This is a genomic window from Janthinobacterium sp. GW458P, assembly GCF_002127585.1.
GTDB lineage: Bacteria > Pseudomonadota > Gammaproteobacteria > Burkholderiales > Burkholderiaceae_D > Janthinobacterium.
The window spans coordinates 64432-78548 of record NZ_NEGZ01000009.1; the positions used below are offsets into that span (position 1 = coordinate 64432).

The 14117-nt window shown below is 64.2% G+C and carries 13 protein-coding genes and 1 tRNA gene; 10 read left to right on the forward strand and 4 right to left on the reverse strand.

Annotated elements, in window-relative coordinates:
* The first annotated feature begins 26 nt into the window (after positions 1-26).
* From CBW50_RS08515 to CBW50_RS08525, 3 genes are read left to right on the forward strand one after another with little or no spacing between them, the layout of a single operon-like run.
* Positions 27-2141, forward strand: a complete 2115-nt coding sequence (locus tag CBW50_RS08515; protein ID WP_226936060.1) for a TonB-dependent receptor — start codon at positions 27-29, stop codon at positions 2139-2141.
* Between the two features lie 8 nt (positions 2142-2149).
* Positions 2150-3490, forward strand: a complete 1341-nt coding sequence (locus CBW50_RS08520) for a PepSY domain-containing protein (protein WP_086145172.1) — start codon at positions 2150-2152, stop codon at positions 3488-3490.
* Between the two features lie 56 nt (positions 3491-3546).
* A complete protein-coding gene (locus CBW50_RS08525; RefSeq protein WP_086145173.1) occupies positions 3547-3930 on the forward strand; it encodes a hypothetical protein in 384 nt (127 codons plus the stop codon).
* Positions 3931-3936: 6 nt separating this feature from the next.
* Here CBW50_RS08525 and CBW50_RS08530 read toward each other — a convergent pair whose 3' ends face one another.
* The gene (locus CBW50_RS08530; RefSeq protein ID WP_086145174.1) at positions 3937-4851 is read right to left on the reverse strand and encodes a LysR family transcriptional regulator; all 915 of its coding nucleotides are present in this window, start codon (positions 4849-4851) and stop codon (positions 3937-3939) included.
* Between the two features lie 102 nt (positions 4852-4953).
* Between CBW50_RS08530 and CBW50_RS08535 the strand changes: the two genes are divergently transcribed.
* From CBW50_RS08535 to CBW50_RS08550, 4 genes are all read left to right on the forward strand, one after another.
* Entirely contained in the window at positions 4954-6063 is a 1110-nt protein-coding gene (locus CBW50_RS08535; protein ID WP_086145133.1) for a muconate/chloromuconate family cycloisomerase, read from the forward strand.
* Positions 6064-6072: 9 nt separating this feature from the next.
* Positions 6073-6363 carry a muconolactone Delta-isomerase gene (gene catC, locus CBW50_RS08540; RefSeq protein WP_086145134.1) on the forward strand — a complete coding sequence of 97 codons (291 nt, stop codon included), beginning with the start codon at positions 6073-6075 and terminating at the stop codon, positions 6361-6363.
* A gap of 12 nt (positions 6364-6375) precedes the next feature.
* The gene (gene pcaD, locus CBW50_RS08545; RefSeq protein ID WP_086145135.1) at positions 6376-7179 is read left to right on the forward strand and encodes a 3-oxoadipate enol-lactonase; all 804 of its coding nucleotides are present in this window, start codon (positions 6376-6378) and stop codon (positions 7177-7179) included.
* A 131-nt stretch (positions 7180-7310) separates the two neighbouring features.
* Positions 7311-8714 (forward strand): sodium:solute symporter family protein, encoded by a 1404-nt coding sequence (locus tag CBW50_RS08550; protein ID WP_086145136.1) that lies wholly within the window; start codon positions 7311-7313, stop codon positions 8712-8714.
* Position 8715: 1 nt separating this feature from the next.
* On the opposite strand, the gene CBW50_RS08555 is transcribed toward CBW50_RS08550, so the two are convergent.
* The 3 genes from CBW50_RS08555 to CBW50_RS08565 all read right to left on the reverse strand — a co-directional run bounded on the left by CBW50_RS08555 (position 8716) and on the right by CBW50_RS08565 (position 12462).
* Positions 8716-10110 carry a GntP family permease gene (locus tag CBW50_RS08555; protein WP_086145137.1) on the reverse strand — a complete coding sequence of 465 codons (1395 nt, stop codon included), beginning with the start codon at positions 10108-10110 and terminating at the stop codon, positions 8716-8718.
* Positions 10111-10237: 127 nt separating this feature from the next.
* Positions 10238-10314, reverse strand: a tRNA-Pro gene (locus CBW50_RS08560).
* A 54-nt stretch (positions 10315-10368) separates the two neighbouring features.
* The gene (locus tag CBW50_RS08565) at positions 10369-12462 is read right to left on the reverse strand and encodes an AsmA family protein (protein ID WP_086145138.1); all 2094 of its coding nucleotides are present in this window, start codon (positions 12460-12462) and stop codon (positions 10369-10371) included.
* Positions 12463-12595: 133 nt separating this feature from the next.
* Here CBW50_RS08565 and CBW50_RS08570 point away from each other — a divergent pair, with 133 nt between their 5' ends.
* Genes CBW50_RS08570 through arsH form a run of 3 tightly spaced genes read left to right on the forward strand, consistent with a single transcriptional unit; the run spans position 12596 to position 14115 of the window.
* Positions 12596-12970 carry a helix-turn-helix transcriptional regulator gene (locus CBW50_RS08570; protein WP_086145139.1) on the forward strand — a complete coding sequence of 125 codons (375 nt, stop codon included), beginning with the start codon at positions 12596-12598 and terminating at the stop codon, positions 12968-12970.
* Positions 12967-13389, forward strand: a complete 423-nt coding sequence (gene arsC, locus CBW50_RS08575) for an arsenate reductase (glutaredoxin) (RefSeq protein ID WP_086145140.1) — start codon at positions 12967-12969, stop codon at positions 13387-13389. The genes CBW50_RS08570 and arsC overlap by 4 nt, the downstream gene beginning before the upstream one ends.
* Positions 13390-14115: an arsenical resistance protein ArsH gene (arsH, locus tag CBW50_RS08580; protein ID WP_086145141.1), complete on the forward strand. Its 726-nt coding sequence runs from the start codon at positions 13390-13392 to the stop codon at positions 14113-14115.
* Positions 14116-14117: the final 2 nt, after the last annotated feature.

Below are 14117 nucleotides of genomic sequence, written 5' to 3' on the forward strand. Positions count from 1 at the left end.
CATCCGCACACTTAAACGAGAATCACATGAACAAGAAATTATTGATGCTGGCGGCAGCCATCGCCCTGGCCTATCCCTGCGTGCACGCGCAGCAATTTGACCACGCCATCGACACGGTCGTCGTTTCCGGCTCGCGCGCGCAATCGTGGCTGTCCGAGACGCCGCAGGCGATCGGCGTCGTCAACGCCAAAATCCTGGAGCGCGACAAGCCCAGGACCATGGGCGATATCCTCAACCGCATCGCCGGCGTGTACTGGAATGACCTGGGCAACGAGCAGCACAGCATGAGCATCCGCCAGCCCATCGGCACGAATGCCGTCTACCAGTACCTAGAAGACGGCATTCCTATCCGCCCGCTGGGCGTCTTCAACCACAACTCGCTCAACGAGATGAACATGGCGGGGGCCAGCGGCGTGGAAGTGGTGAAGGGCGCCGCCTCGTCGCTGTACGGCAGCAATGCCGTCGGCGGTGCCGTCAATTTCCTCACGGCCGGTGCCAGCGCCACGCCGACGGCAAGCGCGGGCGTGCGGCGCGACAACGTGGGCGGCTTCACCCGCTACGATACGGCCGCCAGCGATACCTGGGGGCCGCTGGGACTGCGCTTTTCCCATTACAGTTCGCGCCGTTCGCGCGATAACTGGCAAGAGTACAGCTATGGCGACAAGGATTCGTTCTCGCTGCGCGCCGATTATGCGCTCGGCCCCGCGTCGCAGCTGCGCGCCACCATCGTGCACACGGATCTCGATGCAGCCATGACGGGCAGCCTGTTCGAGAACGATTACCGCAGCAATCCCGGCAAGAGTCTCAATACCTTCACCTACCGCAAGGACAAGACGACGCGCATGAACCTGGCATGGGAGGGCGCGACGACTGCCAATGGCACGAGTACCGTCACCGTGTTTACGCGCAAGAACGACCACGGGCAGATTCCCGCCTACTCCATCGGCAGTTGCGCGGGCATGCTGTGCAAGGGCGTCATCAACAATAATCACGTTGATTCGCTGGGGCTGGACGTGAAACACCAGCAGGAGTTCACGTGGTTGCGTTCGCGCCTGGTCGCCGGCGTGTATGTCGACAAGAGCGATAATCCCTTTGTCAGCGACAATCTCTCCATCGTGCGCGATGCCGCCACGGGCCGCTACCTGCGCTATACGCTGGCCAACGCGTCCAATCCGCAGGGCGTGCGCGTCTACCAGACGGACATTTTGAACACGGCCGTCTTCGCGCAGTGGGAATTGACGCCGCTGGCGGGCACGCGCGTGGTGCTGGGCGGCCGCTCTGACGCCATCCGCTACGATTACCACAACAAGCTGGCGCCCGGCGGCAGCGTCAATTACGGCGCCCCCGACGAGTCGCGCAGTTTTTCGCATGTGAGCCCGAAGCTGGGCGCCACCTATGCCATCGGTCGTGCGGGCAGCGTGTATGCGAACGTCAGCCAGGGCTTCACGCCGCCCGAAGTGAGCCAGCTGTATGGCAAGACGGGCATCGCCGACCTGCAGCCGTCCGTCTACAACAACTATGAACTGGGCTTGCGCTGGGCCTTTTTGCAGGGCCGCTTGAAACTCGACACGGCCCTGTACCGCCTCGACGGGCGCGACACCATCGTCAGCTACACGCTCTCGCCGGGGAACAGCGAAAACCGCAATGCGGGACGCACGCGCAGCGAAGGCCTGGAGCTGGGCCTGAACTACGACAGCGGCCTGTTCGATGCGCGCTTCGCCACGGCCATCGCGCGCCACCGCTACCTGCGCTACCAGGTCTCCAGTACCCTCGATTACAGCGGCCGCGCCATGCCGCAGGCGCCGCGCGACGTCACCTCAGTCGAAATCGGCTACAAACCCGTGGCGGGTGCGCGTATCGCAGTCGAAGCCGTGCACCAGGGCCGCTACTGGATGAACAACGCCAACACGGTGGAGTACAAGGGCCACGCCTTGCTGAACCTGCGCGCCAGCTATCAGGTCGCGCGCGGGCTGGAAGCGTGGGCGCAGGTGCGCAATGTGGCCGATAAACGCTATGCCGATTCGGCCAGCAGCAGTTATGCGGGCACGGGCAGCTATGCGCCGAACAGCCAGAATCAGTACACGCCCGGCGCGCCGCGCAGCGTGATGCTGGGCCTGTCCTATACCTATAACGCACTGTGAGGATGGCCATGGATGACGCAACTTTTCTCATCGCGCGGCGCAAAAGCCTGTACTGGCGCATCCACTTCTGGGCCGCGCTGATTGCCTCGCCATTCGCGCTGGTGGCTACCCTGACGGGCATTTTGTATGTGTTCACGCCGCAGATCGAGGCAAGGCTGTACCAGCACCTCGATCACGTGGCGCCGCAAGCGTCCATGCTGCCGCTGGACGCCGCCGTGGCGGGGGCGGAACGGGCGGCCCCGCGCGGCTGGGCGGTGCAGCACGTGGTGCCGCCGTTTCAACAGGACGACGCAGTGCAGGTGGCGTTCGCGCCGCCCGGCGGCGCGCAGGATGAACATGCGGGCCATGGCGGACATGCCGCACCGGTCAAGCCAAAATTCGGCCTGCCCGCGCAAGCCGTCATCGTGTATGTGAATCCCTACGATGCGCGCGTCTTGGGCAGCCTGGCCAGCAGCGAACGCTTCGGCAACTGGGCGAAGAAACTGCATTCGCGGCTGCTGCAAAACGATGGCTGGCGCTGGATGATCGAGCTGGCGGCCAGCTGGCTGATGGTAATGCTGGTGACGGGCGTGGTGCTGTGGTGGCCGCGCGGCGCGCAAGCGGGCTTGCCGAAGCGGGGCGCGCGGGGGCGCAATGGCTGGCGCCAGTGGCATGCCTTTCTCGGCGTCGCGCTCGGCATCGTCAGCATCGTGATCCTGACGACGGGCCTGACGTGGAGCCAGCAGGCGGGCGGGCGCATTCGCACGCTGCGCGACGTCAGCGGCCAGGCGCCGCCGCCCGTGCCGCGGGGCCTGCACTCAATCGAGGAGGGCGCTCCGCTCGACTGGCAGGATGCGTGGCGGGTGGCGCGCAGCCATGCGCCGGCCATCGCCGTGCAGCTGACGGCGCCGGCCAGCCAGGACGATGTGTGGCGCGCCACCATGGCCGACCGCAGCCAGCCCACCTTGCGCTTCGACCTGCAATTCGATGCCTACAGCGGCAAGCCCCTGTATTACGCGGGCTGGGAGGCGCAGACGGCGTTCGGCAAGGCGACTGCCATCGGCATCCCGTTCCACCGTGGCGAATTCGGCTGGTGGAACCAGGCCTTGCTGTTGCTGTTTGGCGCCAGCGTGCTGTTTTCACTCGTGTCGGGCTGGGTGATGTTCTTCAAGCGGCGCTTGCCGGACTCGTTGGGCTTGCCCAAGCTGCTGCCGGGCGCCTGGACCTCGCCGTCCGTGCTGGCCTGGCTGGTGGCGGCCGGCATGTGCGCGCTGATGCCGCTGCTGCTCATTTCCGCCGGCATGTTGGTGCTGCTGGAACTGTGGCTGGCAAAGTGTGGGCCGCGTGTCGGCCGTATGTGGCTGCGCTAGAATAAGGGGTGCGGCCAGGCTCGTTGCCAAGGGCCGCCCCTTTGCCTTGGCTGAACATGATATTCATCGACTTCCCCGCCCTGTCCACGCTGGCCGCCATGTCGGCCGGCGTCACGCAAAAATGCAGCTGCTGCGCCGTCCCGCTCGATGCCTGGCAACGCCTGCCCACTTCGCTGGAGCTGGACCGGTTTGAAGAAATCGGCACCCTGCGCGCAGATCCGTACGAGGAACCCACGTTTGACGAGTATCACCCGCACGGTACGCGCTATGACAGCGCCGATGCGCCCATCGCGCCGCGCTACTATCCCGCGAACCTGAGCCAGGTGGCGCGCTGCCTGGACTGTGGCCGCCACTACCTGCGCTACAACGAGGCGGGCGGCTATTTCACGGAGCTACGCATCCGCGCGCTGCGCCCGGAATTGCTGGCCGACGCGGCGTAGTCACCGCTACAGGCTTTCCTTGACGTGGGTAATGCCGTGTTCATCGTAGATCGAATACACGGCGGCGAGGAGGTCGTCCAGTTCCGGCGAGCGATCCATATGTCGCACGCTGAACAGAATCGGTGAAAAAGCATGTTTGTCGTCCAGCTTGCGGTACACGACGTTCCGGTGATGCATGGCCTGCACGCTTTCCGGCACGATCGAGATGCCCTGGCCGGCGGCGACGAGCCCCATTGCAATCTGCAGTTCGCGCACTTCCGTGACGGGACCTGGCGTGATATTGGCTTCGCTGAACATGGCCAGCACCTGGTCGGCAAAGCTGGGCCGCGGCGACTTCGGATAGACGAGCAAGGTGTCGTGCATCAGCTCCGTCAGGCACAGACCTCCCTCGCCGTGCGCCAGCCGATGGCCGGGAGGCAGGGCCACCATCATGCGCTCTTCGCGCAGCAGGATGCGGCGGATGCTGGGGTCTTCGCTTTTCAGACGTCCGAAACCCACGTCGATGCGGCCCTCCTTCAGGGCCTTGAGCTGCTCCACCGTCGTCATTTCGTACAGTGTCACGTCCACCTCTGGATGGCGTTCGCAGTAGCGGTGCACGATATCGGGTAATTCGCCATACAGCGTCGAGGCGACGAAGCCGATCGACAAGGTCCGTTCGAGCTTGCCGATGCGCTGCGTCATGGCCTTCAGGTCGCGCACCTGGTCCAGTAGCGGCCGCGCGTGGGCGAGGAAGAACTCGCCCGCTTCCGTCAGCCGCAAGGGCCGCGAGCCCTTTTCGATCAGCGTCACGCCCAGCGTCTCTTCCAGTTGCTGCATTTGCCGGCTCAGCGGCGGCTGCGCGATATGCAGGCGCGCCGCGGCGCGCGTGAAGTTCTTTTCCTCTGCTACCGCGATGAAGTAGCGCAAGTGCCGTAATTCCATCTTCATACCTTTCAGGTATAGGTTTGATACCAACTTGGTGTTGGACGTGGCCGCATTGGGGGCATATCGTATGCTTACTCCACAGAATTATACGGAATAAATATGATTCAAAATATCGAGACCTACCTGGTCGATGTGCCAACCATCCGCCCGCACCGGATGTCCGTCGCTACCATGAATACGCAGACGCTGGTACTGGTGCGGCTGCGCTGCGCCGACGGCATCACGGGCTGGGGCGAGGCGACCACCATCGGCGGCTTGAGCTACGGCGGCGAAAGCCCGGAAAGCATCAAGACGAATATCGATACCTATATCGCGCCCCTGCTGGTCGGCATGGAAGCGAGCGAAGTGGCCAAGGCGATGGCCCTGGTGCGCAAGGTCATCCAGGGCAACCGCTTCGCCAAGTGCGCGATCGAGACGGCGCTGCTCGACGCGCAGGCGCGCCGCCTGGGCGTGCCGCTGTCGGAATTGCTGGGCGGCCGCGTGCGCAATGCGCTGCCGGTGGCCTGGGTGCTGGCCAGCGGCGACACGGCGCGCGATATCGCCGAGGGGGAAAAGATGCTGGAACTGCGCCGCCACCGCATCTTCAAGCTGAAGATCGGCATGCGCGACGTGATGGACGACGTGGCCCACGTGCTGGAGATCAAGCGGGCGCTGGGCGAACGGGCCAGCGTGCGCGTCGACGTCAACCAGGCCTGGAGCGAGATGGACGCCGTGCGCGGCATCGCCGCGCTGGAAGCGGGCGGCATCGACCTGATCGAACAACCGGTGAAGGCGGGCAACCGCGCCGCGCTGGCGCGCCTGAAGCAGCGCTTCGACGTGGCCATCATGGCCGACGAAGCCTTGCACGGCCCCGCCGATGCGCTGGCGCTGGCGCAAGCCGACGCGGCCGACGTGTATGCGGTAAAAATCACCCAGTCGGGCGGTTTGCTGCCCGCGCTGGAAGTGGCTACCGTGGCGCGCCTGGCGGGCGTCGGCCTGTACGGCGGCACCATGCTCGAAGGCGGCGTCGGCACGGCCGCCACGGCCCATGTCTGCTCGACGTTTGCCGAACTGGCCTGGGGCACGGAATTGTTCGGGCCACTGCTGCTGACGCAGGAAGTCTTGCGCGAACCGCTCGTGTACCGCGACTTCATGCTGCAGGTGCCGACGGGCCCGGGTTTGGGCGTCGAGATCGATATGGACAAGCTGCGTTCCATGCAGCGTCAATAAGGAGAAGTCATGTTATTCCATGTACGCATGAACGTGAACCTGCCGTTGAACATGCCCGCCGAGCAGGCGGCGCAGCTCAAGAAAACGGAAAAGGAACTGGCGCAGCGCCTGCAGCACGAGGGCAAGTGGCGCCACCTGTGGCGCATCGCCGGCCAGTACGCCAACGTCAGCGTCTTCGACGTGGACAGCGTGGACGAGCTGCATAATTTGCTGACCTCGCTGCCGCTGTTCCCTTACATGCAGATCGACGTGATGCCGCTGTGCCGCCATCCTTCGTCGGTGCGCGGCGACGATTCCTGAGGGAGGCATGTGATGACGCATACAGGCAACGACACTGCCGGGAAAACGTGCGAGGTGGACGGTATCGGCCTGCATTACCGTACCGATGGCGAGCGCGGCAAACCCTGCCTGCTGCTGTCGAATTCCCTCGGCACGGATTTGTCCATGTGGGACGTGCAGGCGGCCGCGCTGGCCGGCGACTTTTTTGTCGTGCGCTACGACACGCGCGGCCATGGCCAGTCCGCCGGCGGCGGCGCGCCGTTCGGCATCGAGCGGCTGGGCCTGGACGTGGTGGCGCTGCTCGACCACCTCGATATCGCGCGCGCCGCTTTCTGCGGCATTTCCATGGGCGGCTTGATTGGCCAGTGGCTGGGCATACACCAGCCGCGGCGCTTGACGCAGCTCGTGCTGGCGAATACGGCGGCGCGCATCGGCGCCGCCGCACCGTGGCAGCTGCGGGCGGAGCAAGTGCGCCGCGACGGCATGGCCGCGGTGGCCGATGGCGCCGCCGCGCGCTGGTTTACGCCGCAGTTGATTGCGCGCGAGCCGGACACGGTGGCGCGCATGACGGCCACGTTGCGCAGCCAGGATGCCGGCGGCTATGCGGCCTGCTGCGAAGCGCTGGCCCAGGCGGACTTGCGCGCGCAAGTGGCAACGATAGCCGTGCCGACCCTGATTATTGCTGGTGAGCACGATCTCGTGACCACTGTCGACGACGGGCGCTGGCTGCAGCAGCGGATCGCCGGCAGCCGCCTGGCAAGCGTGCCCGCCTCGCATATCTCGAACGTCGAGGCGGCCGACTTGTTTACGGCACAGTTGCGGACCTTTTTGTTGTGAGGCTTGCTGTACCGTATCGGTATGGCAGGAATTTGACTTTCCTCTGAGCACCGTCACCGGCTGGTCCGGCATGCGGCAGGGGAAGCTTTCTTGAAAAATAATAATAAGAAAAGCAGACTTGGAGTAGACGGATGGAAAACAGATTGATCATCATCGCTGCGATCACGGTGGGCTATTTCGCCCTCATGTCGTACATTACCTACAGCGTGCGCAAGCATGCCAACAGCGCCGAGGGCATGACGGCGGGTGGGCGCAATTATCCCGCTTACCTGATCGGCGCGCTGTTATTGTCGGAATTTATCGGCAGTTCCGTCAGCATCGGCACGGCCCAGAAGGGTTATGAACTGGGCATTTCCGCCGCGTGGAACCTGGTGGCGCTGTCGCTGGGCTTCTTGCTGCTGGCCATCGTGCTGGTCAAGAAATACAAGGAAAGCGGGCAGTCGACGATTTCCGGCATCCTGGCGCAAACCTACGGCGAGCCCGTGCGTTATGCGGCTTCCGTCCTCACCATCGTAGCGCTGGGCATCGTTGCCGTGGCCCTGTACGCGAGCGGCGGCGCCGTGCTGGCCGCTGTGTTGCATATCAATAAAACCGTGGCTATTTTGCTGGTGGGCGCCATCACGGTGATCTATGTCAGCCTGGGTGGCATGCGCTCGGTCGTGTACACCAATTTTGCCCACTCCATCGTCAAATACCTGGGCGTGATCCTGGCGCTCGCATATGCGCTGGAAGCCTCCGGCGGCATCGGCGCGCTGCAGGCGCAGCTGCCGGCCAAGATGTTCAACTGGGTCGAGATCGGCTGGGGCCAGATCTTCGCCTGGATGATCGGCGGCATCGGTTCCATCTTCGCCACGCAATACGTGATCCAGGCCCTGGTCAGCACGGACAATCCGGCCGTGGCCAAGCGCGCCTGCTATTACGTGTCCTCGCTGATGATTCCGTTCGGCCTGATGGCGGCCCTGATCGGCATGTGCAGCGCCGTGCTGTATCCGGGCATGAAGTCGATCGATGCCTTTCCGACATTGATCGCGCACATGCCGGCGTTTTCCGCCAGTATCATGATCGTCGGCCTGGCCGGCGCCCTGTTCGGCGGCATTTCCGCCACCACCCTGGCATCGGCCACCCTGGCCATGAAGGATTTTTATGACCCGTGGTACAACAAGGCGAAGAATGACGCGAAATCGCTGATGTTCCTGCGCATCGCCATCGTCGTGGCCGGCCTGCTGCCGCTGGTGCTGGCGCTGTATGCGGAAAAACTGCTGATGATCGCCTTCCTCGGCAAGGCCCTGCGCGCCACCCTGGCCGTGCTGGTGCTGATGGCCTTTTACGCGCCGAAATTCGGCACCCCGCGCGGCGCCTTCGTCGGCGTGATCGTCTCCGTGATCGCCACCATCGGCTGGTTCCTGGCGGGCAATCCGTATGGCGTGGACAGCTCCTACCTGGCGCTGGCCGGTCCGCTGCTGACGATGGGCATCAGCCACCTGTTCAAGCCGGCGCAAGCTGTGGCGAAGCCGGCATCGTCGTCGCGCCTCTAGGTTAGACCAGCCCCGTCATGTAATAGATGGCAATGACGAGGAATACGGCCACCGTCTTGATGACGGTGATGCCGAAAATGTCGCGGTAGGACTGGCGGTGCGTGAGCCCCGTGACGGCCAGCAGGGTAATCACGGCGCCGTTGTGCGGCAAGGTGTCCATGCCGCCGCTGGCCATGGCCACCACGCGGTGCATGACTTCGAGCGGGATATGCGCCTGTTGCGCGGCCTGGATAAAACTGTCCGACATGGCGGCCAGCGCGATGCTCATGCCGCCCGAGGCCGAGCCCGTGATGCCGGCCAGGGTCGTCACGGACACGGCCGCGTTGACGAGCGGATCGGGCACGCTGCGCAGGGTGTTGCTGACGGCAAGAAAACCGGGCAGCGCCGCGATGACGCCGCCGAAGCCGTATTCGGACGCCGTATTCATGGCCGCCAGCAGCGCGCCCCCGACGGCCGCCTTGGTGCCTTCGGCAAAGGCGGCGCGGATGCGCCCGAAAGCGGTAATGCACACGAGCAAGATTCCCAGCAGCAAGGCGCCTTCCACGGCCCAGATGCCGGTCACGGAAGCGATCGACGTGGACACGGGCGCATGCAAGCCCGGCAGCGCCTCGGCGGTGAGCACGTAGCTGGCGCCATACCAGTGGGGAATCAGCTTGGTCAGCGCAAAGTTGGCCACGCCCACCAGCACCAGAGGCGCTACCGACAGCAGCGGGTGGGGCAAGTTGCCCCCACCGGTCTTGGCCTGCTCCGTTTCCACTCCATACCCTTCGCCCGTCGCCATGACGGAGCGCCGGCGCCATTCCAGGAAGGCCAGGCCCATGATCACCGTCAGCACGGCGCCTATCGTGCCCAGCCACGGCGCGGCCCAGCCGGTCGTATTGAAAAAGGTGGTGGGAATGATGTTCTGGATCTGCGGCGTACCAGGCAGGGTATCCATGGTGAACGAGAACGCGCCCAGGGCGATGGCGCCCGGCATCAGCCGCTTGGGAATATTGCTCTGGCGATACAGTTCGGCCGCGAACGGGTACACGGCAAACACCACCACGAACAGCGACACGCCGCCATAAGTGAGCGCGGCGCACACGGCGACGATCACGGCATTCGCGCGCGCGCTGCCGATGTAGCGGATGGCCGCCATGACGATGGACTGTGAAAAGCCGGACAGCTCGATCAGCTTGCCGAACACGGCGCCGAGCAGAAAGACGGGGAAATACAGTTTGATAAAGCCCACCATCTTTTCCATGAAGATGCCGCTGAACACGGCCGGCACGGCGGACGGATCGGTGAGCAGCACGGCACCGAGCGCGGCGACGGGCGCAAACAGGATCACGCTGTAGCCGCGGTAGGCGGCCAGCATGAGGAAGGCCAGTGCGGCCAGAACTATCAGGAAAGACATCGGTCAGGCCCTTGCGCGAGAAGTGATCAGGATACTAATGATGCAATTAATATCATACTTCTCAGCAAGCTGCCAACGCGCAGGTCAAGGTGCCAGCAGTTCGAGCCGGCACAGTGAGGAAAACGGCTGGTCGGGGTGAGAGGATTCGAACCTCCGGCCTCTGCGTCCCGAACGCAGCGCTCTACCAGGCTGAGCCACACCCCGCTTTCCTTCATTACAGCAGATGGCGGAGTGGGTTGCAAGCGGCTGCATCAAGGTCTATTTCTTTTCCTGTTGCGCCTTCTTGATTTCCGCTTCGCTCACTTTTTTTGCCGGCGCATGCGTCGCCGGGGAGGTGGGGGCCTTGCGCGTGGCGTTCGCTTGCGCCATGACGGCGGCGCAGTCCGTGTCGGGGGCCTTGTCGACGTTGACCAAGGGCAGCAGGGCTGCCAGCGGGGTGACGACGGTCGCCAGGGCCACGGCGGCGCCCGCCTTGAGGGCCAGCGGGCCTTTTTGCGGGCCCACGTCCGGGTGCTTGAACGTGCCTTTCGCGTACAGCGGCGTGCGCAGGGTGATGATGCGGGCGCCCTTGGTGCGGGGGCGCACGTCGAGGTTCAGGGTTTCGCTTGCCAGGTTGACGTTGCCCGTGACGTTCACCACGGCCGTGTCCGTATCGAGCACGAAGCGGCGTACGTCGGCCTGGCCATTCGTGACGGCGAAATCGCTGGCCAGGCAGTTCAGGTGCACCTGCTTGTCGCCAAAGATTTTCACGAAGACGGCGTTGGCCAGGTTCAGGCCGGCCAGTTCCAGCATGAACTGGCTGACGGAGCCTTCGCTGACGGTGGCCGCCAGCTCGCCATTCGCGCTGGCCAGCATGGCGGAAACGGAGTTGCCGTGACCCGTCAGGGCCGCGTCGCCATACACTTCGCCGAAGCTCGCCTGCATCGATTGCAGCTTGGGAAACAGTTCGCGTATCTTGAGGTGGCGCGCCGCTACCTTCGCTTGCGCGGCGATGGTCTTTTGTCGGCCATCGAGCGTGATGTTCGAGGTAATGTCGCCACCGGCCATGCCGAAGTTGAGCGGCGTCAAACTGAGCACCTTGTCTTTCATGTGGATCTGGGCGACGATATCGTTGAGCGGGATATCGTGCGTGCGCACCAGTTTTTTGCCGGTAAATTTCACGTCGGCGTCGAGCGCATCCCATTTCGCCGTATTGAACTGTTCCACGGGCAGCGCTTTATTGTCTGGCTGCACGGGCGCCTTGCCGCGCGCCTGTTTTTGCGCATTGCTGTCCGCGCCGATGGTGGGGCCCAGGTCTTCCAGGCGCAGCTGCTGCGACGTCACTTCGCCGCGCAGCAGGGGCCGCGGCTGGCGCGGCAAATATTGCAGGGTGCCGGCCAGGTCGCTCTGGCCCACCGTGCCCTTGAAATTCTGATAAGTCCAGTTCCAGCTGCTGCCATCCTTCTTGCCCAGCAAGCGGCCTCTGGTGGCGTAGTCCGGCGTTTCCGGCAGCAGCACGCCCGTCAATGGATACAGGTCGGCCATGCTGGCGCCCGCCAGGTTCAGCTGCAGATCGATGCCGGACAGCGAACGCGGGTCCGTCAGGGTGCCATCGATGCCGGCCTTGTTCTTGCCCAGCACGGCGTGGGCCTGCACGGGATAGACAGTGTTGTTGTCGGTCAATGACAGCACGGCGCCCGCCTTGCCGCCGCCCGTCACGGGCGCCTTGCGGTAGCTGCCACTGAGGGTAAATGCAATGCCGTATTTGTGCACAGGGGCATTGCCGTGCGCATCGCCCGGCGTGGCATCGGGCGCCGTCGAACTGACCTTGGCTTGTACGTCCAGCGCGATGCCCTCGTCCAGATAACGGATGGCGCCGTCGGCGAAGGCCATGCGCTGGATGTCCACTTCCCAGGCCGACGGGCCATTGTCCTTCAAGGTCCAGCTGTTGCTGCCATCGGCGCGCCGCTGCAGGGCGATCTGCGGTGCGTCGAGCGCCAGGTCCGTCAGTACCAGCCTGTGCTGCAGCAGGGCCAGCGGGTGGAGGGCCACGTCGATGCGCCTGGCGCTGGCCAGTTGCGGGCCGGCCGTGGCCCAGTCCGGGTTGCCCATGCGTACATCCTGGGCGCTGATGACAGGGCGCGGCACATAGCGGCGCCAGCCCGGCTCCGTCTTGAGGCCTTGCTTCCATGCCACCTGCAGGTCGCCGCCGATGACGAAGCTGCGGCCTGTGCTTTCCGACACTTTCTCGTTGATGTAAGGCCGGGCGCGGTTCCAGTCGAAGGTCAGCACGACGATGACGAGGAGAGCGATCAGGGCCAGCAGGGCGGCCAGGCTCCAGCCGAGCATGTTCAGGAGTGTCGAGCGTGTCATGGTGATGCCGATCGCAGTGATTTTTCATCAAGGTAGACCGATTGCGCATATCGGTCGGTGCGCTGGGTTACGTAAGAGACGCCGCCAGGAGCCGTCGCTTGAAATGATTCAATAATTCGACTATTATTGAAATATGGAAAATGAAAACACCACAAGGACCGAGCTGGCTGCACTGACGAGCGGCGGCGCCATCGCCGCCTTGGCCGCGCTGGCGCAGGAATCGCGGCTGGCCGTGTTCCGCCTGCTGGTGCAGGCGGGGCCCGATGGCATGGCCGCGACGAAAATCGCCGACGCGCTGGCCATCGCGCCGTCGTCGCTGTCGTTTCACCTGAAGGAACTGGCGCATGCCAATCTGGTGACGGCAAGCAAGGCAGGGCGTTCCATCATCTATGCGGCCAATTACGCGGGCATGAACGGCTTGCTGGCCTTTTTGACCGAGAATTGCTGCGCTGGCACGCCTTGCTGCGTGCCGGACCTGACTACTTTACCGAAGGAAACTACGACATGACGATCACGATCTATCACAACACGGCCTGCGGCACCTCGCGCAACACGCTTGCCCTGATCCGCAACACAGGCGTCGAGCCCGTCATTATCGATTACGTGAAGAACCCGCCCTCGCGTGAGGAGCTGGCCGGCCTGATCAAGCGTGCGGGCCTGTCCGTGCGCGCGGCCATGCGCGACAAGGGCGCCCTGTACGACGAGCTGGGCCTGGCCAATCCTGACTTGCCCGACGCGGCCCTGCTGGACGCCATGCAAGCCCATCCTATTTTGATCAACCGCCCCATCGTCGTCACGGAACTGGGCGTGCGCCTGTGCCGGCCGTCGGAAAAAGTGCTGGAAATCCTGCCATTGCCCCAGCAAGGCGCGTTTACCAAGGAAGACGGCCAGGCCGTGGTGGGCGCCGACGGCAAGCCGGTGGCCTGAATGAACGACTTACCGAATATCAATGCCGCGCACCTGGACGTGCCCAGCCTGGATAAATTGGCGCCGGTCAAGGTGTCCACGCACGCGCCGCGCATTTTGCTGCTGTACGGTTCCCTGCGCGAGCGCTCGTACAGCAAGCTGCTGACCCTGGAAGCGGAACGCATCCTGCGCCATTTCGGCGCCGACACGCGCGTGTTCGACCCGCACGGCTTGCCCATGGTCGACAGCGTCCCGCCCGAGCATCCGAAAGTGCAGGAGTTGCGCGAACTGTCGCTGTGGTCGGAAGGGCAAGTCTGGTGCAGCCCCGAGCGGCATGGCGCCGTCACGGGCGTCTTTAAATCGCAGATCGACTGGCTGCCGCTGGAAACGGGCAGCGTGCGCCCCACGCAGGGCCGGACTCTTGCTGTGATGCAAGTGTCGGGCGGGTCTCAATCGTTCAATGCCGTCAACGGCTTGCGCGTGCTGGGGCGCTGGATGCGCATGGTCACCATTCCGAACCAGTCCTCGGTGGCCAAGGCTTACCAGGAGTTCGACGATGACGGGCGCATGAAGCCGTCGCCGTATTACGAACGCCTGGTCGACGTGATGGAGGAGCTGTACAAATTTACCTTGCTCGTGCGCGACCGCCGCGATTACCTGGGCAGCCGCTACAGCGAACGGCTGGAAGCGGCACCGGCCATCGTGCAGGAATTGGCGAATGCGGCCATGGAGCATGAACGGCAGTAATA